Genomic DNA, 25,980 nt, shown 5'->3' with positions numbered 1-25,980 from the left:
AATGAAAGTCTAGCATGTTAAGACTATTACGGAAGTAAAAACATATTAAAGTCAAAACCACTTATTGGAGGATCAATTTCGATGACATCTCCTCCTCCAATTGACTCTTCATGACGACTAATACGAGAAGAAAATTTTAACCTCTTAACTTTTTCATTTGCCATTCGGTAATCTGTTGAAGCGTAGGTTTCATCATATTCTTCAACATCACCAGACTTAAGGTTTAACATCAAATTAAGTGATTCATTGCGATCATTTCTTATAATGACTTCTGGATTTAATTTGTATTTTGATAGTTCTGATACAATACGATCTTCTAAGCGATATGGTGGCTGACCTCCATATAAACGAACAGAAGTGACATCTCCTAAATTTTTAACAAAGTTAGAAATTGCTTGCCCTACCTTTGTTCCACTATCTAGATGGGCCAAAACTGTCTCCCCTTCAGAGTTGTGCATAATTAAAGCAACACAGGTTGCAACACCATAAGTTTGAACAAATGTGTGCTTGGCAGCAGATGTATAGATATATTCTCTTTGAAAAACCTCAGGAATGTCTGCACGGTCTAATACCGTAGATGCAAAAGTTGAGTTAGTGATTGCAATAGTGCTAATTAAAAGAATATAGAAATGGGCCATTTTCATGGCCCTATTATACTAATAATGAATATTTGAAATTGATTTTTGAAAAGCTTTCAATGGCCGTAAAGAATTATGACAGTAAATTCATAATCTTACGTACTAACGATACCTTTTTCTCATAAGGAGGATAGCGTAAATCGTTTTCCAAACAAAAGCTTCTCTTCATAACGGCCTTCTCATGAGAGAATAGCTTAAACGAGAACTCACCGTGATAAGCACCCATCCCCGATTCACCGACACCACCAAATGGCAACTTCTCATTCGACAAGTGTACAATCGTATCATTAATAACCATTCCACCACTGCTAATTGATTCAATGACCTTTTTCTTATCTCCATTAGAATCAACGAAAGCATAACAGGCCAGTGGTTTATCATAGCTTTTAACAAATTCAATGGACTCTTCTAAATTATCAGAATAAACAATTGGCAACAGTGGGCCAAAAATTTCATCCTTCATAATTGCACTATCTTTATCAGCTCTTACATATGTTGGGGAAATATATAATTCTTCCTTATCCACATCTCCACCAATAAGAACAGAATCCTTATCGATTAGAGCTGAAAGTCTATCAAAGTGTCTTTCATTAATGATGCGTCCATAGTCACCACTTCTCTTAATTTCTTCACTATAAAATTGCGTGAGGTACTTCTTTGAAGCAGCTATAAACCTATCTTCATCTCTCTTATTTATTAGGATATAGTCAGGTGCAACACATGTTTGGCCCGCATTGAAGAATTTCCCCCAAACAATTCGCTTGGCCGCTAAATCAATATTCTTAGTCGTTACGATTGCCGGAGACTTACCTCCCAACTCGAGAGTGAGTGGGGTTAAGTTCTTAGCGGCAGCCGCCATAATAATTCGCCCAACATGGCCATTTCCTGTATAGAAAATATAATCAAATTTTAAATTCAAAAGTTCAGTCGTTTCTTCAATTCCACCTTCAATAACTGCTGCAATCTCACTATCAAGTGCACTTGTAATGACATCATCAATTATCTTGGAAGTTGCTGGTGCCATCTCCGAAGGCTTCACAATAACTTTATTTCCTGCTGCGATTGCACCAATAAGCGGAACGATGGCCAATTGAAACGGATAATTCCAAGGGGCAATGACTAAAACTTGTCCATATGGCTCGTAGTGAATCTCACTTCGTGCTGGCATAAATGGGAGTGGCGAAAGAACTCTCTTTGGCTTCATCCACTTCTTTAGCTTCTTTTTCATGAGCTTAATTTCATGTAAGCAGAAGTCAATTTCGGAAAGGTAAGACTCAAAAGCACTCTTATTTAAGTCTGCCTTTAAAGCAGCAAGAATCTCGCTCTCACGGGCCCTTATTTCGCTTTCTAAGGCCTCAAGAGCACTGATGCGATCTTCATATGTTAAATTCTCTCGCCCTTTCTGAGCACAGTACGCAGTTGTAATATTATTATCCATAGGCTCATTATAGCTGGTTTTAAATTAATCAGGCAAAAAAAAGCCTGACTCTTGGCCAGGCTTTTTATAAGAAGTGTGGGTTAAGTTTGAGTTAAATTTTATTGTCCCATTGATTGAGTCGATGAGCTTGATCCAGCTGGAGCTACTGCAGGTACCTCTGCTTCAACACTTGCTACATTATCAGAACTTGCATACATATCGTCGCAATTTGTTCCAGACTCATTTAATGCAAATACGTTTGATACACTTAATAGAAATAAAAATACTAATGCTAACTTTTTCATAATTTCCCCCATTATGGTTTTGTTTCTTTGCTATTTATAAAGCAAGGAGGATGCCAATAATTCAAATGTATTTTCAATAGGTTAAAAAGTAGGAAAGTGTAATATTTTGAACAGTGTGTAGATTTTAGACAAAAAAAAGGCCCGTTATTAAAACGGGCCCATTCAATGATTAATTTATGTAATCTTATTTTGAACCAGACTGAACACCACCAGGGTTTGTCACAGGCTCTGTTGATGATGGTACTGCAGTTGTAGGTGTTGTGTTTCTGTTGTCTAAGTTAACCTTAGGACAGTCACCATCTTTCTCACCTGTTACCGCACCATCTGCCGCAAAAATACTAAATGAACCAAGAACCATTAAAAGCGTTAGTAGTTTCTTCATATATCCCTCCAATTACATATTTAGGTTTACACCAGCAGGCTTAACAATTGCTAAGAGTGATTGGAAGGCCTGAGTAACTTGTAAGGCCATCTTATGTCCTGCTTTTGATTCTACTTTAAGAATCTCACCGTAGTTATCATATTTAACGTTGATCTTTCCTACCTTATTCATAGTAATCTCAACTGGCTTACCTTGAGCATTGTATTGAAACTCAAGAGCTCTTTTTTGTTTTGTCTTCTTATTGTAATCCATCATTTTTGAAATACGACCTTTTGAATCGTATAGTAGAACAACAGACATACCTTTAGAGTTATTTGCTTTCTTCAGGTTACCTTTTTTATCGTAGTCAAACTCTGTCCACCCACGTGGGTTTACAACTTTTGTAATCTTCTTAAACTGCTTGTGGTATTCAAGCTCTACAAAGTCACCTCTTGAAGAAGCTTTCTTAACAAGAAGTCCATCTTTATTATATTCAAAGTTAGTTACGTGGTTTCCTCTTTTAATTTGTTTTGGAAGAGAACAACACTCAGTATAAATCGTTTCAGTTTTAAGCCCATTAATTACAGTAAGGATTCTGTAAGTATAGTGAGATCCGTCTGGTTTCTTCTTGATCTCATATTCGTAACGATTTACAACTTCTTTTTTAGTAGGAGATTTCTTTGCAACAAGTGTCCAGTAGTGAAAGTCAGGGTTCTTAGGGTTACTCTCGTAAGAGTACTTAATCACCTCTCCACTTCTTTTCGTGAGCTCTTTTACAAATTGAGTTTTCTTCTCATAAGAAATCTTTTGAGAAGATCCATCTTTATAAGTAATAAGAGTCATATTGTGATTTGCATCGTAATCGTACTTAAAGTTATTTCCTGAAATATCCTTAGCATCTACTAAGTTATAATTTGTGTCATAAGTATAAGTTGTCTTCTTACCTGCTCCGGATTCAACAGATTTCACAAGACCATTTGGATACCATTTAAAGAAGATTTGCTTTGCCATTGAATCCTTGATCGACTTAAGAGAACCCTCTTTCGTGTAATCAAGATTAACAACATATCCGTTCTTATCTTTTACTTGAACAAGCTTACCATCTTTATTGAAATGGTTTTCCTTACCGTCGTTATACTTTCTAATATAACCTTTTGCAGTTTTGACAACTTTTTGAAGCCCACGAACATTTGAATAAAGTTCAGTTCCAACTGCTAGGTTTGAAGATACATTGAACTTCTTAGCATAAGCTTGTCTAAGTTCAGCATCATTAGTTAGCTTCGTAACTAAAGTTTTAGCAACCGTCGTTGAAAGTGATGTTTTCTTTCTCATCACATCCACGATTTTCTCAGCAGCGGCCTTAGCGTCAACGGCCTGTCTTGGAGTAAAACGTGTTTTAGCACCTGAACCATTCTCGTGAACTGTTACTGAACCATCTGCAGAAACAACTAAGAAAGTTTCATAGTCAGAACCCCAACCATAACCAAACCATCCTTTTCCAGGTGACTTTGAGTTGTACGTTCTTTCAACAACTAGGTCATTTCCACCACCAGGTACGATAATATCCGTGTACGTAATGTAGAAATTTCCGTTTTTCAGATTTACACCAGCAATCGATGCCAGTGAAAACAAACATAGTACTAATAGCTTTAAACTGATCCTCATGACTTGTATCCTTATTTAGTTAAAGAATCTTCATTCTCTCCATAGTCATATCGGAGGCCTTTAACTAAAACTTAAACATATATTAACTTTATTCCTTGATTTTCACTATTTTAAGAATGAAGAAGGTACCAATACCGTCTAAAACACAGGCGACTACAAATAAGACAATCCCAATGGCCGAAGAAAACATCTTTGGTAGAAGGGTTGGATCATTTGCAGAGAAAATAGCTAGAATTACAAAGGGCATGGCCGCAATAGTAAAACCTTGAAACTTTCCTTGTGCCGTTGCCGTATCGATTTTCTGCTTCAATCTAATTCGTTCACGAATAACAGAAACGATAGTGTCAAAAACTTCGGCAAGATTACCACCAGTTTCGCGTAAAATATTAACACTTGAAACGAACATATCATTATCTTGAGTGGGAATTCTTTCTGCCAAGTTTTCGAAGCACTCTTCCAATGTCACCCCAACTCTATTCTGCTGGAGGATAATATTAAACTCTTCCGAGATAGGAGGTGGCATTTCATCAACAACCATTCCTAGGGCCTGAGGGACTGATAGACCCGCTCTAAGACCATTAGAAAGAAGTGTTAGGCCATCTACCATTTGATTTTGATAAGCTAAAATACGGCGATTGACGAGATAATCAACAACAGGTTTAGGGGCCTTGAAACCAACAAAACCTACAACTAGTCCAAGAAAGGCTCCCCCTCCCCAACTTCCAAGAAGTCCAAAGATAATGAGAGTAAGAGTTCCTAAACCAAATGACAGCGCCAAAAGTGCGTAAGTAACATGATCAGGCTTTACGTCAATAAAGAGTAATTCAAACTTTTCCAAGATATAAGTTCTCGTCCCAAAAGTTTGCTTTTCAATGAGATCAAAAATACCAACAGAGTATCGATAACAAAAAAGGAAGAAAATTAAACCAATAAGTCCAATCAATCCACTTCGTCCAATTTGTTCAATAAAAAAGCTCATTTAAACCTCTATCCTCTAAGCCTTCTTCTTTACAGGTGGTGCACCATTACTTGGCCTAGGTCTGCCTTGAGGCTGACCCGGTCGTGGCCTTTGCTGGCCTTGTTGTGGTGGCCTTTTATTTTGAGGCGGTGGTGCTGGCTTCTTTGCAGGAGCTCCCCCACTTGCACCAGGAGCATTAGAGAATAATCCACGAGGTATATTATATCCCTGTCTCTCAAGCGTTTCGATAAACTTAGGAATGAATCCTGTCGCTTGGTGTGCTCCAATAATCTTCCCACTTTTATCAATATCTTTTTGTTGAAATAAGAAAATATCTTGAAGAGTAACAACCTCTCCTTGAATACCCCCAATTTCCGTAATATGAGTAATTTTACGAGAACCATCATCAAGACGAGATGCTTGAATAATCAAGTGAACAGCATTTGCAATCATTTCTCGAATTGCTTTAGGTGTAAGACCTGCTCCCGCATATTGAACAAGGGTTTCAATACGGCCAATACATTCTCTTGGATTATTCGAGTGAACCGTTGTAAGTGAACCATCGTGACCTGTTCCCATTGCCTGTAACATATCCAGCGTTTCACCACCACGACACTCACCAACAACAATACGTTCTGGACGCATTCTTAGACACTGCTTAACAAGACAACGAATATCAATTTCTCCATCACCTTCAAGTGATGGAGGACGTGTTTCAAGACGAACCACGTGTTCTTGAGGGAAACTAAGTTCGGCCGAATCTTCACAAGTAATGATACGTTCATTGGCCTGAATAAAACTTCCAAGAATATTAACGAGAGTTGTTTTCCCGGAACCGGTACCACCTGAGACGATAATATTTTTATGTCCTTCAACTGCGATACGAAGAAAGTCCGCCATATTTTGTGTAAATGAACCAAATTGAACAAGGTGCTTATAAGTTAATCGCTCTTCTGGGAATTTACGAATGGTGATACAACATCCATCAATGGCCGACGGTGGGATAATAGCATGTACCCTTGATCCATCGTGAAGACGGGCATCGACATAAGGAGTCTTCTCATCAATACGTCGACCAATTGGTGCAACGATTCTTTCAATAACATTTAAAACTTGTCTATCATTTGAAAAAGTTACTTTAGAAAGTTTAACCTTTCCATCTTCTTCATAATAAATCTTGTTAGGGCCTACAACCATAATTTCAGAAATGGCCGAATCAGCAAGAAGATCTTCTAGAGGGCCTAAACCTAGGGCCTCATCGAGAATTTCCTTAACGATACTATTCATATCATCGCGGTTATTTAAAATACCTTTTGTGTCTTCTTTACCAAGAAGATCAATAACGACCTTCTTCGTTTTCTCTTTAAGAATAATCTTAGCTTTTGGATCATTGTCGTCATCTTTTGAAAGATCCATCTCTTCAACAAGGCCTTTATGAATCCTAAGCTTAAGGTCACGCCAACCATTTGCAGCTGCACCAGTTGGTCGGTCTTGTTTTACTCCAACTTCACTAGGCTTATTCAGCTTAGCTAGTTGACTTAAGATCCCTTTTCCATTGATCGTACGAACTAACTCTGTAACACCTTTTGCAAAAGCACTATTCTTTGCGGCCAACATAACAGGTTTTTTCTGATTAATGGCCATTGCACATGTTTGCTCGTCTTTTAAGATTTGCGCTAGAACTGGACGTCCAACAGACTTCCCTGCAACGTCTGCAGTAACGGGATGTCCCTTTTGTGCCTGATTAAAGACAAAATGAATCATTTCCTTAGGAAACATCATTGTAATCAGTTCTGAAACAAGACGCTTCGTTTGATTTAATGCCAGTAAATCAGGCGTGATCACAACCAAGATCATTGTAGAATGTTCAAGGGCCTTTGCTGTAAGATCGGTAATTTCAGTACCCACATCAATTACTGTAAGTGGATACATACTCTTAACGGCCTTTAAAACTTTACCTGCTCCATCAACACTCATGCCTTCAGTTGCAACAGGATCATTTGGTAAACCTATATAGTGAACCCCACTTGGGTGCATATTCACGAAAGGTTGAAACGTTCGAGGATCAATATTTCCATTGAAGTTAAATAGATCCTTTAGGTTCTTATTTGTTTTAATACCAGTTAATAAGTTTAAGTCACCACTTGCTCTTTGATCGAAATCAAGCAGTAGTGTTTTAGAACGTTTTTCACCACTAAAGGCAAAAGCTAGGTTTGTGGCAACTTGGGACTTCCCAACACCGCCTTTACCACCAATAACTGTAATAATATGACCTTCGGCCACTATGGCCCCCTCTTTCTAAATTTTCTTTTAATATCTTCAGTCCCTGTCGAAGCACTCTCAATAATTTCAGGAGTGATGAAAACAACAAATTGCTCTTTCGACTTAGAGACATCTTTGGAACGAACGAATGAGAAGAGTGAAAAGACTTGTCCTTCCTCACTTCCATCACTTGTCGTAGTAGAAACACCATCTGGTGGATCTTTATCATATTCAGTTGCTGTTTTATTAATCGAAATACCACCAACAACCGCTGATTCACGAGACTTTACAATAATTTTGGTATCGAGATTGTTAGTTTGTTTATCTGTTCCCTGAGAAGAAGAAACACCAAGAATAATATCCAGGTTAATTTTTTCTTCCTGCAGAATTTTTGGAGTTACATCCAAGTTAAATCCTGCTTCAATAACCTTTGCTTGTTGAAATTCACCCGTACCAACAGCAACGTTTCTTTCCGAACCTTTTGAAAGCTTCGCTTTTTCACCGTCTTTAGTAATAACCATCCCCGACTGAACAATACGTGCATACCCCGCAGCCTTTGCAGAACTTAGCTTAGGGAATAATTGAGAAATCGTTCCACCAAAGTTACCGGCCGATGAAGTCGTTACCGTTCCACCATTTTCAGTTCTACCGAAAACAATCTGTCCACCAGTTGTCCCAACACTTGGGTTCCATTTGAAACCAAAAACACGGTTATAGTCTTTCGATAGCTCTACAAATTGAGCAGTAATTTTAATTAGCTTTGCTGCCTGTGGAGGCTGAGGTTTTCTATTAATTGCAAGAAAGTTTCTAATGATCTCACCCTTATCAAGTTGTTGAACCGAGTCAGTTCTTCTTGCTAAACTTTGGATTCGATCAGGTAAGTAAGTTGCAGCAATCTTAACGGCAAGATTACTCTCTTCTTCAGAGTTGACGATCCCTTCTAGTAGGTAAGAGTTGTTAAAGAACCTAACCGTCACATCTTTTAAATTATTTCTTCTTAGACCTTCTTGCATTTCTCGAGAGATAATTAAGTAAGTTTGTGGAGAAACTTCAACGAGGTTTTTCACATCTGGGTAATCTTCTAAAACCTTTACGATTCGGCCAATGTCACCAGGAACAATAATCTTTCCTTCAACAAAAACTTTTCCACCTTTGAGGTTGATCTCTAGCCCTTCAATAGGTCCTAGTTGTTCCTTGATTTCTGCAATAAGCTTCGATTTCTCTGTTGCCGTAACTGTGACAAGGTAACGTTTTTTAATTGCCCCTAATCGATCACGAACTGTAACAGATGTAATCCCTGGAGCCTCACCTTTTAGAACAAGCTCACTAGTTCCCGCTGCAGTATTAACAGGTTGTACTTTTAGAATTCTCTGATTAGCGATTTGTACACTTCGAGAAGTGATTGTGAAATCAATTGGTAGAACCTTATCAATTCCAAGAACTACTTCAACTTTCTCTTCAGATACTCCAATACCAGAAGAGGCCTGCTGAGCGCTGGCCGTGAATGCAAATATAAATAGAGTTAAGTACGTTAAAATTCTCATTAATTCTTTTTCTTATATTTTTCGTTAAAGAAGGCCCTCGCTTCGTTCTTATCTGAATCTGAAAGAATATCGTAAAGTCTAGTTCCTTCAATCATTGCCTTCTCACCATCATTAATATTTCTTAGAGTTAAGATTGGTTTATTTGGTTGGAAGACATAAAGGTGTGCAATCTTCTGTGCTTGGAATGGGCTTAGCTCAAGTGTTACCGTCGTATAATTTGAGTAAGTGTTAAGCTTCATCTTTCTAACAACTTCTTCAGTTTTAACACCAATAAGTGGAATATTATTTGAAACACTCATCCCCGTTGAAAGGACACGAACATCTTGAAGAATCGTTACAATCTTTTCTTGATCCTTTCTCGCTCCACCTGTGTAATCAATAGGTGCAAGAACATCAACACGATCTCCAGGACGAATTAGTTTACCAACAGAGCTTCTTTCATCAACCTGGAAAGCAATCGCTCGCATTCCAACTGTTACCTCTCTTGAAAGACCAGTACTCTCTCCAGGGTAAGTTACACGAGGCTTTGTAATTTGCTCACCTTTTAGAATTGGAACTGTTGCAATTGTATTTTCAATTTCTTTAACTGTTTTAAAACTTCCAGGAGCTAGGAATTTTTGAGGAACTGTAATGATTGAAACCTTCGTTTCATCTAATAGATCGAACTCTCGGATATCTTCTTTAGCAACAAGAACAGAACTCATCGTTCCGTATTTTTTAATCAAAGCAGATTGTTGATCTTCGATATAAGTGTGGACCATAAACATGGCAACACCTGCAATAATAAGGGCCAGCGTAAAAGCTCTAGTATTCATAAAACATCCTGTTTTACTTTGTTAAGTAATCAATTAATATTTTAACAAAAAACAAGCATTTAGTTGCAATGAGGCATTTTTGGCTACTTATAGCTACAAGAAGTTACCGGCGAGAGAATAGTGGCGTCATTGGCCCTAAATAAAACATCACCTGGTTTAGTAAAGGTTTCACCACAGACTCCAAAAAGAGTGAACACCTTAATACAACTTGTATCCTCAGGATCACCCGCCTCTTCACAATTCTCTTCTTCAGCAGGGGCCCACGGCAAACTAGGAATCTTAAAAGTTGATGAGATTGGTGTACTATTAGATTGTAGTGTCTTATTCCATCCAATCATAAAGCCACCTATCTCACTAAAAGTTCCGCCTAAACTTCTAATATCGTTTGCACCGATACCATCTGAGTTCCCTTTTAAGATAAAGAATGTATAAGTTCGAGTTGCTTTATTTTGATTAATTGAAGCATTGATTGAGTTACCAACAGTGATAAGCATCACAACCATATAAAGAAGTATTGGAATAAAGATCATTGCCTCAAATAAGGCCTGACCTTCTTCATTTTTTAAAATAGTTTTTTTCTGATTAGGATTCAATCTAACATCCATTATCATAAATAGTTGAGTTCGTACTTGAACAATTTCCATTTCCTAGATCGGTCGCAACTTCAGAAAAGGCACGACAAACCTGAGCTAGGCACTCCCTTATTGTAGGCTCCTTTCCGAGAAAGGACTCTATTCTAAAATCTAAATCAATATCTCCTGTTAATACCTTCATAACTGAAAACTTAGTTTTATAATCTAAGTAGGTACCACTTAAAAACCATTGATTCGTTGATTTTGAATTAAATTTAATTTGGCAGTCAGTACCGCAATTAACCATATTATAAGAGTTGAAAACTGCTGTTGCATTTTGGCGAGCAAGAGAATCATTTTGAATCTTATTATCAGCAACGAGATAAGCTCTTGAGGCCATAAAATTTGCATATTGTAATAGATAAGTATTTGTGTAGTTTATTGCAATCTTTGCAAAGACAAAGAAGAAAGCAATAACAAAGGTAAAAGTCGATAAGAATTCAATTGTCGACTGACCTCTTTGATTTTTTATTTTCCTATGGAGCTTCATCATAAACTCCTACAGGTGAGAAGAAGTGAGATCTTCCTTCATCATTATTGTAATAAAGTGGATGAACTGGATTACCGTAAGTTTTTCCATATGTATCGACACTGCCCTTATCACCATAACGAGCAGAGTATTCCATCGAACGGGCCAATGTACCAAACATCCCCTCGCCAACCATATTTTGAAAGCCTTCACTTTTAAAAACAAGCATCGCAAAAGATGTAACAACAACAAAGAGTAGAATGTACTCAACTGTTGATTGTCCTCCTTGGCCTAAAAGAATATATGCTTTTTTATTTTCCATCCTAGAAATATCCATGAAATAAGTATAACAGGGGCAAATGCAAATTTCTTCCCAAAAATCTTTTTAATCTGAACAACATTACCTTCCTTAAAAGCCTGAATGATAAACTCAAGATTCTTAAGAATATTTGTAATGAATACAGAAAGTCCTACAATGACTGTAACAACAGAAAGTGAAATCAGGGCCTGATCCTGATGAGCAACAGGAATTAAAAGAAATAAACTTGCTAGATATTTCGAATCCCCGCCTCCCATTATCTTTAAGATGAATAACAGAAAGCCCGCGAGAAATATTCCCAGAGGATAAAGAAGTGTCTCAATTCCAATAATGTAGTTATTTGGGAAAAAGAATACGAGAACTAGAAATAAAAAAATATTTCCAATGGACCACACATTCGCAATCTTACGTGATTGGATATCGATATACGATACATACAATAATTGAATAAAGATAAAAATATAGACACTAACTGGCACTCAAACCTACCTATCTTGGTTTACATAAGGTGAATGCCAACATCCTCTCGGACATGAGCCAGTTGCAAGTTCTTGCGATAAATGGAATGCAAAGCTTTTAAAAAAGCCTGTTGTATAGACTCCTATTCCCCTTGCCATAGCAATGGAAATACCAGCGAAGAACGCTAGGATAAATATATACTCTATTAAAGCCTGACCGCTTTGAGACTGACGTGACATACTTAATATTCTACATTAAGTATGCAAAAGGTTTTGGTGAGAAAGTTTTTCCTCCGCTCTCTAGAATAGAGTGCTAAATAGTCGCATCAGACTAAAGAGCGGAAGAATTAGTTCCCTTGTAGTTCACGAAGTAGGTTGTCTGTGTTCCCAAAAACACCATCTGTCAGAGTCGTAATACCTTCAGACGCCTTTTCCTTAAACTTCATAACAAGCATCGCTGCAACAGCAACAAGTAGAATATACTCTGTTGATGTTTGACCTTCTTCGTCTTTTAGAAACGCTAGTAAGGTTTTCATTTCATACTCCTTTCAATCACCCCCAATCAGTGGGGTTGAAACTTAAATAACTACTTGAAAGTTTCGGCAATATCTGAGTAAAGCTTTAACTTTTCTTAATAATATTTTAACACTTTGCGAAACTAGCACAAAAAAAACCGCTATTTGTTCATAAATACATGTAATTACTACCGTCAAGTGCTTTTAATTATGCCTATTATTGTTGCCGTTTGCGGTTTTCGGGTATAATTTATGAGTGAGCTAGATGGGTACCAAATAAAGTTGTTTCGCCCTACAAAGCTTAGAAAGGAAGTGGTCACTGGTCACGGTGAGCAGGCCCATGAATCAGTGGGAAGCCTAAAGTGATTATCACTACATCCACCTGTCGTACGACGGGCGGAAACTTTCATCGCTCATCTAGCTCATTCACACTGCCCTTTCAATTGCGCAATCCAAAAAAATCTTTTCAAATCATCAATATCTAGTAGAATTTAAGTTATGGATATTACAAAATTTGAAAGAAACACGGAAGTATCAACAAAATGGATCGAAAATCTTGCTCTCGAAGAGATCAATATGGACGAAAGTGGTGTTGTTAGTTTTAACGACCATTTAAATCCGGCATTCCAACTTGAGGAATCTTCAATTAACTTCATGAATAAGCTCAGAGATCTTTTTGAGATTTATGTCCATAAATTTAATGAATACCGCGGTGACAATAATACGATCAAGATTTTTAAAATCGCTAATACGATTAATGACTTTATGATCTATCGCAATTCACTTCGTCTTATTTTTGCAAGAAAGTCGGATGATCTCATTTCAATTGGTTTCCTGGCCAATGGAAAAGACGTCTTCAGTGCAAGAACAAATGAATCACAAGTACACGGTGGCGGTCACCTACATGAAATTCGTGCACATATTGGGCCATTTAATCAAATTACTTGGCGCTTTGAGAATGAAGTTGTTGATTGTGATGCTCTTGTAAGACACTACTTAAGCGAATTCATCAAGCTTTCAGCTCGCTAAAAAACTTAGATATAGTTAATAGTATCTTTAGACTCATGTGCTTCTTTAGCATCAAGGCCTACACGTAGCTTTTGAACAGAATACTCTAACGACTCTTCTACTGAAGGAAGACGTAAATGGAGATAGCCTTCAGCATTAGTGATATTCATATTAAAGTTAAGTACTCCAGAACTATTATCACTTACTTTAGCGGAACTCATAATTGGATAAGGCCACTTCCCAGAAGAAATTAGTTTTCCTGGTTCTTGAAACTTTTGACAGTAAAGTTTTCCAAAGGCATATGTGGACATAAAGTCATTGGAGCTTATTTGTAATAGGCGATTTTTAAGACCTCTTTCAACACAGATTTTAATAACCATTCCAAGATAATCAATATCAAGAAAGCCAGTCTTAATATAATCATCTAACTCTATTTCTTCTCTTGCATGCAGCTTTGCTTGAATTTTTTCAAAGAGGTTTCTTCTAACGTGAACACCTCCCCTTCCATAAAGTCTACAAACTCTAAACACTAAATAATTGAGTGAAGACTTTTGAATATAAAACTCTGCTGCGGCCTGAGTTTTTCCGTAAGTTGTTGTTGGATCCGGAATATCTAATTCAAAATTCTCAGAAGACTCACCAGAAAAAACAAAATTCGAAGAGAGATAGATAATTTGTGATTTATAGCGCTGACAAATATCTGCAACGGTGAAAAGGCCACTGGTATTAAGTGCGTCAGCTCTTCTCTCACTTAAGGCACAATCAACAATTGATGAAAGCCCTATTGCATAAATAGTAATGTCCGGCTTGAAAGTGTACATGATTAACTGAACTTCTTGTTTACTATGAATATCACAAGGAACAGTTGTGATGCCATCAATAGAGACAGGATTCTTATGGTATGTACCAACGATTTTGTAGTCTTTCTTTAAGAAGCTTGCAAGCGATGAACCCACAAAAGAAGAAATACCAAAGATTAAAATTGTCTTGGTTCTTTGTTCAGTCATGTTTCTATTATATAGGTAAGATTTGATTTTTGAGAAAAAAAAGAGGAGGCAACTATGTCCTATTCAGGACCATAGTCGCCTATATGATTAGTTTATCCGATTAGTTTTAATGCCACATTTGGCACTTGGTTTGCCTGTCCAAGAACAGAGGCTCCCGCCTGAATTAAGATGTTGTTCTTAGTCATGTCGGCAGTTTCTTTTGCCACATCAACATCTCTGATTCGCGATTTAGCTGCACTTAAGTTCTCGTCGCTAACTCCCAAGTTGTTGACTGTTGATGTAAGTCTATTCTGTAACGCACCCATATTAGCGCGATAACCGTTGACTGCGACCAACGCATCGTCAAGTTTCTTAAGAACTGCTTGCGAGCCTTCTTTAGTAGCAACACTTTCTGAGGAAAGTCCCAGCGCTGTAATAGTTGCGTCAGACCCTGCTGCATCGTACGTGAGTCGATCAAGCATTGGATCATTGTTGACACCAACTTGAAATTCCAGCCTGCCTCCTGTCCCATCGAGCAGTTGCGTTCCGTTAAAGTTTGAAGACTTTGCGATCCTATCGATCTCGTCTTTAAGCTGTTGGAACTCGATGTCTGAAAATGCCCTTTCAGTATCCCCAATCGTGTCAGAGGCAGTTTGTACTGCAAGCTCTCTAAGACGAATGATGATATTTGAAACTTCATTTAATCCACCTTCTGCTACTTGGACAAGTGAGATTGCATCGTTTGCGTTTCTCTTTGCTTGCCTCATACCTCTGATCTGTGCTTTTAAGTTTTCACTAATTGCCAGTCCAGCGGCGTCATCTCCAGCTCTTGTAATACGTTCACCTGAAGATAATTTTCTTAAGTTGTCCCCAACTCTTTTATTTGTAAGTGACATTGCTCTTTGTGCTGCGATAGATGCCACGTTTGTATTAATTCTGATACCCATGATTAGTCTCCTTCAATCATCATATAAACCTCCTGTTTGATAATTGAGCTTCCAGCTCAATAAATTCGTTAATAATTAAATAATGCTTCTACGGATAAACCAATCATTCCTCTTTATATATTTTGCCAAGCAATCAAAGGTTGCAGTCTCCAATTGCCGTACATAACTTATCCAGTAGTATGCATATTATTGACTCCGTGTTCTTTACTCTAAACTTTTCTAAACAATGCTAGTGCCATCCGGCGCTGTCAGGGATTACTACCCTTGAGCAGCAGCCTGGATTAAGCTTAGTGCACTGTTTGTACTAGTGTTCGCTTGAGCAAGAACCGAAGTACCGGCAGTCATTAGAATGTTTTGTTTTGTTAAGTTTGCAGTTTCTGCTGCTACGTCAGTGTCTCTTACACGAGAGTTTGCTGCACTTAAGTTTTCAATCGACGTTGCAATATTATTTACCGTTGACTGAAGTCTGTTTTGAAGAGCACCAAAGTCCGCTCTAATACCAGATACAGAGATAATCGCCTGATCAATTGATGATAGAGAGTTCTGTGCAGAAATCTTATCAGCAACTGATGCTAAGTTAAGACCAAGAGCTGCTACGTTTACGTCAGCTGATGATGCATCAAACGTTAAACGATCTGATATAGGGTCATTACGCGTACCGATTTGAATATCAAATACTGCACCTGTACCATTTAGTAGTGGTACTCTGTTGAATTCTGTTGAGTTAGCGATACGATCAACTTCAGAAGTTAATTGTTCGAATTCTACGTTTAGGAACTTTCTTTCAGTTGCTCCAATAGTATCCGAAGCTGCTTGTACTGATAGTTCTCTAAGTCTAATTAAGATATTTGAAACTTCACCTAAAGCACCTTCAGCAATCTGAACTAATGAAATACCGTCTTCTGCGTTTCTTTCAGCTTGTCCAAGACCTCTAATTTGAGCCTTTAGGTTTTCAGAGATTGCTAGACCTGCGGCATCGTCACCCGCTCTGTTAATTCTCTGACCTGATGATAATTTTTCTAGGGATTGTTGCATACCAAGACGTGTTCCACGTAGGTTTCTCTGTGCGTTTAGAGATGCAACGTTCGTGTTAATTCGTAGTCCCATTCTATCCTCCTTGACTGGGTACCGACAAGATTCCTTCCTGTCAGTCAGCTGAAATCCATACAGCTGTACAATTGTTACACCACCTTATCGCTCCAAATTCTTAACTCTTTAGAAAAAAATTGTATATTTCTTATACGAAACTTTTTGCCTAGTTAAGAAGTTAACCCAGTGTTTATGGGGCTTTTGAAATCTGGATAAATTTGTTCAAGATTTTAATTAGAAAAAACTGTAAAATATATGGACATGATACTTACAACTTTAGATCAATATTCTCACTTAAAAGACATACTCAATAAAGAAATTGAAAAAGCTTTTCATTATAAAGATGGCAATAGCTTTAACACTGATTTCTTCCAATTAATGAAAGAGAGCAATCATAATAACTGTCATCTTCTTCTTGATGAGAATGAGAATTTAATCGCCCATATAGGAGTAAGGCCAGTCACACTACATTATAAAGGCCAAGAATTAAAAACATTACTTCTTGGAGGTATTGTCACTAAAGAAGAGTTTCAAGGAAAAGGACACTTTAAAGAACTCTATAATCATATAAAGAGTATCTATAAAGATAACTACTCACTCGCTATTCTTTGGAGTGATAATATGAGTGTCTACAAAAAGCTTGGCTACTCTCAATTCGGTTTAACGGCCGTAATTGGTGACATTCCTTCAACTGAAGAAGAAATTAAGCGTAGAGGCTACCAGGACATATCTATCCAAGAGATTCCAAAAGACAAATTGGCCAAGAAATACAACGAGTCTTATAAAGAGACTATTTCTATTAAAAGATCTTTAACAGAATGGAATGATATTCAAAAAATCTCTTCGATGAAAATATATATGAATGAATATGATGACTATCTCTTCTTTGAGAAGGGGCAAGATTTAAAAGGAATTATTCACGAGTGTTCTTTTGCTAATAATAAAGAAGAGCTTTCTAAATTCAAAGGTCTACAGTTACTTAACCCAACACCTTTAGACGATGATTCATTCTATATTCATCTAGCATGGGGAAAAATTATAAATACTTCGGACTTTTCAAAATTCTTAAGTGCCATTACAAATGGTCAGGTTTCGATTTCAGAATTTCTAGCAGATTCAAATAAGATAACACTAACGATAAACAACGAGTCATATTTATTTAAAAGAGAAGAACTTCTCCCTCTTCTTTTTGGCCCTGAACAAGCAATTGAACTGCAAAGCCTAATACCTCAAATCTATATTACTGGTGCTGATAGTATTTAATTACGATGCTTAAGTGTTCCATAACCGATAGTTCCTAAAGATAATAACCACAAGATTAAAGTTATGGTTGGATAATCGAGAAGCGCACCTTGATAGAGATCCTGCTCGGAGACAAATGACTTCCCAGCAAAAAACAACACTCCGCCAAGAATATAAAAAGATAATAATCTTACACTACTTGCAAGTGAAGCAATTGGCTTCCAGATTCCTTTATGCCTAATTTTTACTGCATAATTATTCTTTGCAAACTCTTTCAAAAACCACTTAAGATGTCTTGGAACAATTCGAGACGCACTTAAAACATCTTTTGCAATCCACATTCCATCTTCAATAAAGCTATCAGTTGAGAAGCTATCTTTGATAATGTCATTGATATCTCCTTCTAAAAGGTTGAAGATATCAAAGTCAAGATCAAGAGACTGCCCCACTCCATCAAGAGTTATCAATGCTCTAAAGACAACGAACCATTCACTTGGTAAGAAAATATGATGTTCTCTAAGAGTTGTAATAATAGAACTTATAATTAGAGAAAAGTTAGTTTGTTGAACAGTTAGTCCAATCTGTGGACCAATTGCATTCTTTATATCAACAATAAGCTTATCTACATCTGGTACAGTTTCATAAACTGCAACATCTAAAAACTCATAAACTAAGTTTTCAAAATTTTGAGTTAAGATGGCATAGATAATCGCGATAAAGTTTTGGCGAGCATTCTTAGAAAGATTTCCAACAAGGCCAAAATCAATCAGAGCTATTTTTCCATTTGGAAGATAAAAGAAGTTTCCACCGTGAAGGTCTGCGTGAAAGAAACCTTCATTTAGAAAACATCGCATAAAGATTTTCACGCATTCATCGAGCTTAGAATCTAAATCAGCGATATGCTCACTAATCCTAGCGCTATCACTAAAAGGTATCCCCTCAATTAGTTCCATGACCAAGAGGTCGTGGCAAGTAAAGTCTTTATAAATTTTAGGTAAATGAAAAATTTCTGATGAGTCGTACTTTGCAATTATTTTCTTCAGTTTCTCACAATTAAGAGCTTCAACATTGAAGTTTAATTCACTTTGAAGTGAGAAAGAAAAATCTTCTAGAACTTTAGAGAAGCCCAAGAACTTAAAATCATCTGCCGCCTTCTCTGTTTGAGTTGCCAAGAAGATAAGAATTGAAAGATCAGTTTGAATGATTCGATCAATCCCAGGTCTTTTAACTTTTAAGACAACTTTTTCACCAGTTAGTAATTCAGCTCGATAGACCAATCCAATTGAAGCGGTACCAATCGGCTGCTCCTCAATACTTTTAAAGACTTCTTCAATCTTTTTCCCTAGTGATGCTTCAACATTCTTTTTGATACCTGAGAAAGGAATCGGCTTCACTTCATCTCTAAGTTTTTTCATATGCTTGATGAAGTCCTCATCAAAGATATCTTCTCTCGTACTAAGTAGCTGGCCAAACTTAACAAAGGCAGGCCCAAGCTCTTCAAAACAAAGCCTTAGGCGATATCCCATCACATCTCCCCATGAATTGTCATGAACAGAAACCTTTTGTGACTCTTCACTTTTTCTTGGGAAAACAAAGTTTGGAATTATATTAATAACATTCTGAGAAACAAACTCATCGAGGCCATTTTTAGCAAAAACAGTAGCAATCTCTCTTAAACGAGAAATATTTCTAATTGTTTTCGTTATTTTAAAACTCGTCGTTATTAGGCCCACATAATATCCTTTAGAAAATATCTATTATTTTATCACGATAGAATCAAAAGGTGCATAGCCCTATTGCCAGAAAAATGGTAAAAATAAGGAGTGAAAGAATTTTTTATTATTACATCGCTTTTATTTTCTCTAGTGACTCATGCAAATGATGAGACTTGCTCGCGCGTTGCAGTAATTAACCAACAAGAGATTCTTATTGATCCAAGCTCCTCATTAAAGGGAGAAGGCCTACGCTACCATCTTGAAAAAGATAAAGTGGCCCTAAGTTATTTAAATGATTATCAATCACTACAAGAAGATATTTGGCGTCCTGCAATAATGGGAACTGTTGGTTCGGGCCTTATTTTATCGGCCTTCCTAACAAACCCTAGCTCAAATACCAGAAGAAGCCTTATTGCATCAGGAACGGTTGTTCTTATTCTCAACTACTTATTAACGAAAACAATTCAAACAAGTAATGAAGAGTTACTTTATAAGAGTATTGATGAGTACAATAAGAGACAAGAACCTAAGATTTTTCTAAAGTCAGATGATCAAATTAATACGCCTGAAGTTTATATTGAAAAAAGCTGGAGCTTCTAATGATGGACAATAAAGAAATCACTTGCCACGCGTGTCATAAACCACTAGATCTTCAACCGGGACAGAAAATCTCATTAAAAGAAGAGTGTCCATATTGCTACGCTAGTGTTCATTGTTGTAAAATGTGTAAGTTCTACGACATTACGGCATATAACGAGTGTCGCGAATCAAGTGCTGATCGCATTGTTGAGAAAGAAAAAGCTAATTTTTGTGATTACTTCGTCCTCAAGGGCGGTGGTGATGGCGGAGATAGTAAGGGTGACCTTCTTGCCGCTGCAAACGCATTATTTAAATAAAGGAATTATTAATGGCAAATCCAATAACAAAACAAGGTTACGATACAATTCAAACTGAGCTTGATCACTTAATCAAAGTAGAAAGAGAAGAGCTTAAGGTTACAATTGCGGAAGCAAGAGAGCTGGGTGATTTAAAAGAAAATGCTGAGTATCACGCGGCCAAAGAAAAACAAGGTGTTGTTGAAGGACGTATCTCACAACTTCAAGGAATTCTTGCGAGCTGTGAAGTTATCGACCCTAGTACAATTAAATCAGACAAGATTGTTTTTGGAGCAACTGTCTCAATTTTAAATATGGAAACTGATGAATCACAAACTGTTAAGATTGTTGGTGAGTCGGAGTCAGATATGAAGAAAGGGCTTATTTCATATAATAGTCCATTAGGTAAAGCACTTATTGGTAAGGAAGAAGGCGACGAAGTTCTAGTGCGTGCACCAAAAGGTGATATTGAATATGAGGTGGAGAGCATTGAGTTTAAATAAGGATATTCTATCTACTCAAATTTCTGATCTCTACGCAAAGCCTACCAAAACACTCGAAGCGCTTAATAAAAAAAATATACATACAATTAACGATTTGCTTTGGCTTATGCCAAGGCGAATTGTTAAATTGCCAGAAATTGCTAAATTTGATTACGCAAATATTGGCGACTTCTTTCGTGGTCGCGCAACAATTGTTTCGATGCAAGCAAAGCCAAACTTTAAGTCGAGAGGAAAAGGTAGAGCTGTATTACTCAATATCGCTGTTACCGTAAAAGATGACTTAAGTGACAATTATATAACTTTAAAATGGTTTAACGCTTACCAGTCAATTCAGAAGAAACTTGAACAGCTTAAGCACCTCGAATTCCTAGGTGTTGTCTCAGTATTTAATGAATCAATGCAAATTGTTAACCCTGAAATTTTTGAAGTTGGTAAATCTGAATCTGAAAGTGGACTGCGTATCACCTACCCGACAATCGATAGTGTGAAGTCACATCATATTCAAAAAGTCTTTGATAAATTACCAAATGGATTCTGGGATAAGATTCCAGAAATTATCCCTAGTAATATACTTGAAGACAAAGGCCTTCTATCTCGTAGTATGGCCTTTAAATATCTCCACGGCAGAGTTCCTTCTAACGAATGGAGCCAGGAGAAATTTGATCAAGCGAGACGCAGAATTATTTATGAAGAATTCATCTATGATCAACTCAAGATAAAACTACGAAAAAATAAGAGAACTGAACTATCACGCAATAGCCTTGAAATAAGTACAGAGCAAGTACAAAAGGCAAAGTCTCTTTATCCTTACGAGCTTACTACTGATCAAGACAAGGCCCTCGACGATATTGTCTCAGACTTTGAAGGGACAACACCTTCAATGCGACTAATTCAAGGAGACGTAGGTTGTGGGAAAACGACTGTTGCCGTTGCCTCTGCTTACTTAATCCTAAAGACAGGTGGGCAAGTCGCTCTTATGTGCCCTACTGAAACTTTAGCACTTCAACACTACCGAGAAATAGAAGAAATTCTTGGTAGTGAATTTAATGTTGAACTTCTTGTTGGGAGTACTAAGGGCAGTGAAAAGAAAAAAATAAATGAATCTTTAGAAAATGGTAATTGTAATATCGTAATAGGAACTCACTCTCTTTTTCAAGACAGTGTAAAATTCAAGAATCTTGAACTAGCTATTATCGACGAGCAACATAAATTTGGTGTCGAGCAAAGAATAAAACTAATGAAGAAAGGTGAAAATCCTCATTGCTTAATTATGTCTGCAACACCTATTCCACGCTCTCTTAGCCTAACCAAATATGGCGACCTTGATATCTCCATCATTAAAACAATGCCAGGAGGAAGAAAAGGTCAGAAAACTCGTATTGTAACAAATACAAATTTAAATAACTACTTAAGCTTTGTGAAAACAAGACTTGAGATGAAAGAGCAAGCCTACGTTGTCGTCCCGGCAATTGAAGAGTCTGAAAATGATGATATCAGAAACCTTGAACATACTTATGAGCTTTACAAAAAATACTTCCCTGAGTTTAGGATTGCCTATCTACATGGAAGAATGTCACCAGATGAAAAGCAAGCAGCAATTACAGAGTTTAAGGAACATAAGACAGATATTCTAATTGCGACTTCAGTTATTGAAGTTGGTATTAATATTATTAACTCAACTATTATGGCCATCCTAAGCCCTGAAAGATTTGGACTTAGTAGTCTTCATCAGATGAGAGGACGTGTTGGACGAGGAAATAAGCCAGGCTTCTGCTTTCTTGTCACAGACAGAGAAATCACACCTGACAGCATGCAAAGGCTACAAGTTATCGAAAAATACACCGATGGATTTAAAATTGCTGAAGAAGATTTAAAGATTCGAGGAGAGGGAGATCTCTTTGGTCAAGAGCAATCAGGAGTCGTCACTCAGAAAAGATTGGCCAATATCGTCCTCAATCAAGACATCCTATACGAAGCAATTGAGGATATTAAGAAGTACCCTAATGACTTTGATTCCATCATCGATTTTATGAACCATGATGAAAAAGTTTTCACTACGATTTAACTTAGCAAAAAACTCAGATCGAGTATAAAATAGAGCTATGATTCACTTAAAAGTATTAAAAACAAATGACCTTTTATCTCTAGGAGAATATCGCTTTGATCTTCCTAGGGTTTATATTGGAAGTTCTATTCACAATAACTTGATCATTGAAGATAAAAGCATTGATAAAGAAATTGGAGTTCTGAAGTCTATCAGTCATTATTTAGTCTTTGAAACGAATAGCTCTTATAAAGTAAACTCTAAGGCGGTTGAAGGTATCGTTAGATTAGAAAAAGGTGATATCCTTGAGTGCCAAGGAGTACAGATACAAATACTTGAATTTCTTAAAAGTGAAGAAAGTGACTTTCAAGACTATTACAAATACCTTGAAAAATTAAAAGTAGAAGATCCTGCAAAGTACGAGTTTATTCAATCTCTCGAAGAACATTATATTACTCTAACTGGAAAATACGACGATGACTTCTTGGAGAAATAAAGCAAAGTATCATCAAGTGGATGAAACAACTAAGATTCAATATTGGACGAATATTGAAAATTTAGAGCAAGAACATAATCGTGTCATAGTATTCAATTACGGACTAGTTTGTAATATAAGGCATTTTGTCTATCAGATTGATCACTATGAAAAACTTGGATATAAAATCCTACTACATGATTACCGCGGACACTATCAATCAGAAACCACTCAAGGTGTTGAGTCTATCACATTTAAGAATATTGTAAGTGATCTCAATTCATTAATCAGATCTCTTAATATCAAAACATCAATACATATCGGACACTCGATGGGAGTAAATGTCACACTTGACTATGCTCATAAATTTCCAGAAGAGGTACAAAAAATTGTTTTGATTTCAGGAACAATCTTTCCTCCACAAGATGTTATGTTTGATTCAAATATTATTGATATGACAGAGCCTTATATCAAAGAGTTAAAAAGCAAGTGGAAGACTCAATTTCAATTCATCTGGAAAAACGTTTACCGCAATCCTCTTGCTAGTGCACTGGTTTGGAATGGCGGCTTCAACATTAAGAAAACAAATATTGAATTTGTAGAGTACTATATGAAGAAGCTTGGAGAACTATCTCCAGATATCTTTTTTCAGCTACTCGATCAAATGAGAGATCAAAGAATCATTAAGGAGCTTGAGGAAATTAAAACTCCGACACTAATCATTGGTGGTGACAAAGATAAAGTCATTCCAAATTACTTACAACAAATCCTTCATGACAGTTTAAAGAATTCAGAGCTCTATATCATTAAAAACGGAAGCCATGTTCCGCAAGTTGATTTCCCAGATTTTATCAATGAAAGAATTGATTTATTCTTGAACTAAACCTTTATGGATTAATAGCTTTTTGAAAACACGATTCATAGCATAGATGCGTTGCGCTTTCTTATATTCACTATGTGATGCTTCACCTTCTGAATTAATTCGATAAGAAGTTTCATCAACAACTTGAACTTCAAAAGGGTAAAAGAATCTGATATCTCTTGCTAGTGAAGAAAAGTCTAAACCAAGTAATTCCTTAGCAACTGCTGAATCCTCTTCTTTAGCAAGTTTTCTTAATTTGAAGAACTCTGCTAAGAAAGGGTTCTTATACTTAATTAGCTGACGACAAGTAAATTGAACTGAACGGTACTTTGCAGAAGAATGTAAATTATTTTCATTCTTTAAATTATCAAAGCTACATTCATCAATTTCTCGATTCACTGCTGAAACAAATCTCTCCTCAGAAAGATTATTCCTTAACGCCATTTTAACCAGGCTTGAATACTTTGTTCTAAAATGATTGATATCAAAAATTGTATTCAAAGATCTTGAAGGCTTAATATTATGAGGAGTTACAACATAATTACGAATTAAAAATTGAAGAACTTTTAAAATATCTAACTTATTTTTTGTAACTAAACGAACACCTACTCTATCAAAAAGTTCTTCAGCAACGTTTTCGGCCTTATGAAGTAACTTAATAATAACACTATCACGGGACTTCTTTGATTTCGTTTCAAAATCAACGAGAGGAATTGAAATATCTCCCGATTTCAAGAAAAGATTATTCTCTTGATCACGGTGAAGATAGCGATAGAATTTATCAAAGATTTGAGTTTGAATTTGATTAAAGTAATTGGAACGAAGATCTTTATCAGCATGCAAGATAGTGTGCATTACTTTTAAAACAATTTCCGCCCAAAGTTGTTCCTCAACTGTATGATCTGAATTCCCAGTGGCCATAAGAAATAAACCACTAATGTCTGTAACAGTATAAAGAGAGTTAGGAATCTCTAGATCAAGTCCATCTGGAGTTCCATCTTTTAAGAAATAACGTTTAATGAATTGGACAGCTTCTTGAAAGTTACCAAATAACTCTGCTCTTGAAACAGGATCTTCTGTATCTAGGCCATAACCTTTTAAGAATTTATTTACTTCTGTGATGTCATCCAGCTTGGCAACAAAGAAGTTTGAGTCGAGTGCAGATTTACCACCTACAACAACATCAAATACATCCCAGTCGAAAATATAATTTTTTAAATAATCAGGTCGATTCATAAAGTTACTTTGTTCTAACGTTGAGTAATGCTACCATAAGCCCATGAAGACAGAAAATCAGCTAAAAAATACAAAAAAACTGACATTAAAGTCACTAACTGACTTAAGAATTCTTTTTCTTACATTTTTTGGTGCAGGACTTGCGCCAAAAGCACCAGGAACAGTTGGAAGTTTAGTAACAATTATCCTTCTCTATTTTGTTGGTAAGCTGAACGCACCTTTTTTCTTCTTCATCCCCTTTCTTCTAATCCTAACAATTGGTGCAGTTTTCATAACTGGTGTTATTGAAAAAGAATACGATTGTGTCGACCCATCATGGATTGTTATTGATGAAGTTATTGGGATTTGGATTGCGTCATTCTTCATACTTGATCACAGTTACGTAAGTTACGTAGCGATTTTTGCCCTCTTTCGCCTCTTCGACATTTGGAAAATAGGACCAGTGAAATACTTCGACAACCGTAAAGACGCACTAGGAACTACGTTTGACGATATCGCAGCGGGTCTTATGGCCGGTATCTGCTACATCCTTACTTTTAAATTGTTAGAATTTATCTCTTGACTTACGCAAAACTTACGCTAAAAATATTTATAAGCAAAAAGTAAAAAATTAGAAAGTCATCTAGTTAGATCTTTTAAT

General features: G+C 36.6%; 28 protein-coding genes and 1 other RNA gene. 10 read left to right on the top strand and 19 right to left on the bottom strand.

Annotated features, from left to right (window positions below):
* Nucleotides 1–26: 26 nt before the first annotated feature.
* The 14 genes from ABMA79_RS14415 to ABMA79_RS14350 all read right to left on the bottom strand — a co-directional run bounded on the left by ABMA79_RS14415 (nt 27) and on the right by ABMA79_RS14350 (nt 12,379).
* Entirely contained in the window at nt 27–644 is a 618-nt protein-coding gene (locus ABMA79_RS14415; RefSeq protein ID WP_393093470.1) for a hypothetical protein, read from the bottom strand.
* 67 nt (nt 645–711) lie between these two features.
* Complete coding sequence (locus ABMA79_RS14410; RefSeq protein ID WP_393093467.1) at nt 712–2,076, bottom strand: aldehyde dehydrogenase family protein; 1,365 nt, start codon at nt 2,074–2,076, stop codon at nt 712–714.
* 98 nt (nt 2,077–2,174) lie between these two features.
* Nucleotides 2,175–2,360, bottom strand: a complete 186-nt coding sequence (locus ABMA79_RS14405) for a hypothetical protein (RefSeq protein WP_392861089.1) — start codon at nt 2,358–2,360, stop codon at nt 2,175–2,177.
* A 184-nt stretch (nt 2,361–2,544) separates the two neighbouring features.
* Nucleotides 2,545–2,742 carry a hypothetical protein gene (locus ABMA79_RS14400; protein WP_392861091.1) on the bottom strand — a complete coding sequence of 66 codons (198 nt, stop codon included), beginning with the start codon at nt 2,740–2,742 and terminating at the stop codon, nt 2,545–2,547.
* 12 nt (nt 2,743–2,754) lie between these two features.
* Nucleotides 2,755–4,386: a DUF6531 domain-containing protein gene (locus ABMA79_RS14395; RefSeq protein WP_392861093.1), complete on the bottom strand. Its 1,632-nt coding sequence runs from the start codon at nt 4,384–4,386 to the stop codon at nt 2,755–2,757.
* An 88-nt stretch (nt 4,387–4,474) separates the two neighbouring features.
* Nucleotides 4,475–5,365 carry a type II secretion system F family protein gene (locus ABMA79_RS14390; protein WP_392861095.1) on the bottom strand — a complete coding sequence of 297 codons (891 nt, stop codon included), beginning with the start codon at nt 5,363–5,365 and terminating at the stop codon, nt 4,475–4,477.
* Between the two features lie 15 nt (nt 5,366–5,380).
* Nucleotides 5,381–7,627: an ATPase, T2SS/T4P/T4SS family gene (locus ABMA79_RS14385; RefSeq protein ID WP_393093465.1), complete on the bottom strand. Its 2,247-nt coding sequence runs from the start codon at nt 7,625–7,627 to the stop codon at nt 5,381–5,383.
* A complete protein-coding gene (locus ABMA79_RS14380) occupies nt 7,627–9,150 on the bottom strand; it encodes a hypothetical protein (protein WP_392861099.1) in 1,524 nt (507 codons plus the stop codon). Before ABMA79_RS14380 ends, ABMA79_RS14385 begins: the two co-directional genes overlap by 1 nt.
* The gene (gene cpaB, locus ABMA79_RS14375) at nt 9,150–9,965 is read right to left on the bottom strand and encodes a Flp pilus assembly protein CpaB (protein WP_392861100.1); all 816 of its coding nucleotides are present in this window, start codon (nt 9,963–9,965) and stop codon (nt 9,150–9,152) included. The genes ABMA79_RS14380 and cpaB overlap by 1 nt, the downstream gene beginning before the upstream one ends.
* A gap of 83 nt (nt 9,966–10,048) precedes the next feature.
* A complete protein-coding gene (locus tag ABMA79_RS14370; RefSeq protein WP_392990131.1) occupies nt 10,049–10,570 on the bottom strand; it encodes a hypothetical protein in 522 nt (173 codons plus the stop codon).
* Nucleotides 10,560–11,087: a hypothetical protein gene (locus ABMA79_RS14365; protein ID WP_392861104.1), complete on the bottom strand. Its 528-nt coding sequence runs from the start codon at nt 11,085–11,087 to the stop codon at nt 10,560–10,562. Before ABMA79_RS14365 ends, ABMA79_RS14370 begins: the two co-directional genes overlap by 11 nt.
* Nucleotides 11,074–11,388, bottom strand: a complete 315-nt coding sequence (locus ABMA79_RS14360; RefSeq protein ID WP_392861105.1) for a hypothetical protein — start codon at nt 11,386–11,388, stop codon at nt 11,074–11,076. Before ABMA79_RS14360 ends, ABMA79_RS14365 begins: the two co-directional genes overlap by 14 nt.
* Nucleotides 11,358–11,864, bottom strand: coding sequence for a prepilin peptidase (locus ABMA79_RS14355; RefSeq protein ID WP_392861107.1), 507 nt, complete (start codon nt 11,862–11,864; stop codon nt 11,358–11,360). The genes ABMA79_RS14360 and ABMA79_RS14355 overlap by 31 nt, the downstream gene beginning before the upstream one ends.
* A 326-nt stretch (nt 11,865–12,190) precedes the next feature.
* Nucleotides 12,191–12,379 (bottom strand): Flp family type IVb pilin, encoded by a 189-nt coding sequence (locus tag ABMA79_RS14350; protein WP_021267549.1) that lies wholly within the window; start codon nt 12,377–12,379, stop codon nt 12,191–12,193.
* Nucleotides 12,380–12,613: 234 nt separating this feature from the next.
* Here ABMA79_RS14350 and ssrS point away from each other — a divergent pair.
* Together ssrS and ABMA79_RS14340 are read left to right on the top strand one after the other, a co-directional pair.
* Nucleotides 12,614–12,786, top strand: a non-coding RNA gene (gene ssrS, locus ABMA79_RS14345) — 6S RNA.
* Nucleotides 12,787–12,856: 70 nt separating this feature from the next.
* Nucleotides 12,857–13,387, top strand: a complete 531-nt coding sequence (locus tag ABMA79_RS14340; RefSeq protein ID WP_021267415.1) for a hypothetical protein — start codon at nt 12,857–12,859, stop codon at nt 13,385–13,387.
* Nucleotides 13,388–13,392: 5 nt separating this feature from the next.
* Here the strand turns inward: ABMA79_RS14340 and ABMA79_RS14335 are convergent, their stop codons facing one another.
* The 3 genes from ABMA79_RS14335 to ABMA79_RS14325 all read right to left on the bottom strand — a co-directional run bounded on the left by ABMA79_RS14335 (nt 13,393) and on the right by ABMA79_RS14325 (nt 16,406).
* Nucleotides 13,393–14,373 carry an SDR family oxidoreductase gene (locus ABMA79_RS14335; RefSeq protein ID WP_393093462.1) on the bottom strand — a complete coding sequence of 327 codons (981 nt, stop codon included), beginning with the start codon at nt 14,371–14,373 and terminating at the stop codon, nt 13,393–13,395.
* 92 nt (nt 14,374–14,465) lie between these two features.
* The gene (locus tag ABMA79_RS14330) at nt 14,466–15,299 is read right to left on the bottom strand and encodes a flagellin (RefSeq protein ID WP_021267659.1); all 834 of its coding nucleotides are present in this window, start codon (nt 15,297–15,299) and stop codon (nt 14,466–14,468) included.
* Nucleotides 15,300–15,557: 258 nt separating this feature from the next.
* Nucleotides 15,558–16,406 (bottom strand): flagellin, encoded by an 849-nt coding sequence (locus ABMA79_RS14325; protein ID WP_021267425.1) that lies wholly within the window; start codon nt 16,404–16,406, stop codon nt 15,558–15,560.
* Nucleotides 16,407–16,643: 237 nt separating this feature from the next.
* Here ABMA79_RS14325 and ABMA79_RS14320 point away from each other — a divergent pair, with 237 nt between their 5' ends.
* Nucleotides 16,644–17,651 (top strand): GNAT family N-acetyltransferase, encoded by a 1,008-nt coding sequence (locus tag ABMA79_RS14320; RefSeq protein WP_393093459.1) that lies wholly within the window; start codon nt 16,644–16,646, stop codon nt 17,649–17,651.
* Here ABMA79_RS14320 and ABMA79_RS14315 read toward each other — a convergent pair.
* Nucleotides 17,648–19,363, bottom strand: coding sequence for an ABC1 kinase family protein (locus tag ABMA79_RS14315; RefSeq protein WP_393093457.1), 1,716 nt, complete (start codon nt 19,361–19,363; stop codon nt 17,648–17,650). The genes ABMA79_RS14320 and ABMA79_RS14315 overlap by 4 nt on opposite strands.
* A 90-nt stretch (nt 19,364–19,453) precedes the next feature.
* Between ABMA79_RS14315 and ABMA79_RS14310 the strand changes: the two genes are divergently transcribed.
* Genes ABMA79_RS14310 through ABMA79_RS14285 form a run of 6 tightly spaced genes read left to right on the top strand, consistent with a single transcriptional unit; the run spans nt 19,454 to nt 24,125 of the window.
* Nucleotides 19,454–19,945: a hypothetical protein gene (locus ABMA79_RS14310; RefSeq protein WP_392861114.1), complete on the top strand. Its 492-nt coding sequence runs from the start codon at nt 19,454–19,456 to the stop codon at nt 19,943–19,945.
* On the top strand, nt 19,945–20,241 hold the full coding sequence (locus ABMA79_RS14305) for a hypothetical protein (protein WP_392861115.1): 297 nt from the start codon (nt 19,945–19,947) through the stop codon (nt 20,239–20,241). The genes ABMA79_RS14310 and ABMA79_RS14305 overlap by 1 nt, the downstream gene beginning before the upstream one ends.
* 11 nt (nt 20,242–20,252) lie before the next feature.
* Nucleotides 20,253–20,723, top strand: a complete 471-nt coding sequence (gene greA / locus ABMA79_RS14300) for a transcription elongation factor GreA (protein WP_392861117.1) — start codon at nt 20,253–20,255, stop codon at nt 20,721–20,723.
* A complete protein-coding gene (locus ABMA79_RS14295; protein WP_393093454.1) occupies nt 20,710–22,788 on the top strand; it encodes an ATP-dependent DNA helicase RecG in 2,079 nt (692 codons plus the stop codon). The genes greA and ABMA79_RS14295 overlap by 14 nt, the downstream gene beginning before the upstream one ends.
* A gap of 37 nt (nt 22,789–22,825) precedes the next feature.
* The gene (locus ABMA79_RS14290; RefSeq protein WP_393093451.1) at nt 22,826–23,263 is read left to right on the top strand and encodes a hypothetical protein; all 438 of its coding nucleotides are present in this window, start codon (nt 22,826–22,828) and stop codon (nt 23,261–23,263) included.
* On the top strand, nt 23,244–24,125 hold the full coding sequence (locus ABMA79_RS14285) for an alpha/beta fold hydrolase (RefSeq protein ID WP_393093449.1): 882 nt from the start codon (nt 23,244–23,246) through the stop codon (nt 24,123–24,125). The genes ABMA79_RS14290 and ABMA79_RS14285 overlap by 20 nt, the downstream gene beginning before the upstream one ends.
* On the opposite strand, the gene ABMA79_RS14280 is transcribed toward ABMA79_RS14285, so the two are convergent.
* On the bottom strand, nt 24,111–25,340 hold the full coding sequence (locus tag ABMA79_RS14280; protein ID WP_392861123.1) for a TIGR04552 family protein: 1,230 nt from the start codon (nt 25,338–25,340) through the stop codon (nt 24,111–24,113). The two genes, ABMA79_RS14285 and ABMA79_RS14280, sit on opposite strands and share 15 nt — an antisense overlap.
* A 43-nt stretch (nt 25,341–25,383) precedes the next feature.
* Between ABMA79_RS14280 and ABMA79_RS14275 the strand changes: the two genes are divergently transcribed.
* Entirely contained in the window at nt 25,384–25,902 is a 519-nt protein-coding gene (locus ABMA79_RS14275; RefSeq protein WP_392861124.1) for a phosphatidylglycerophosphatase A, read from the top strand.
* Nucleotides 25,903–25,980: the final 78 nt, after the last annotated feature.

The sequence above is a fragment of the Halobacteriovorax sp. HFRX-2_2 genome (assembly GCF_043196705.1).
In the GTDB taxonomy this organism is placed as follows: Bacteria; Bdellovibrionota; Bacteriovoracia; order Bacteriovoracales; family Bacteriovoracaceae; genus Halobacteriovorax_A.
Note: the sequence above shows the minus strand (reverse complement) of the source record. Positions and strands in the feature narration are given on the sequence as shown.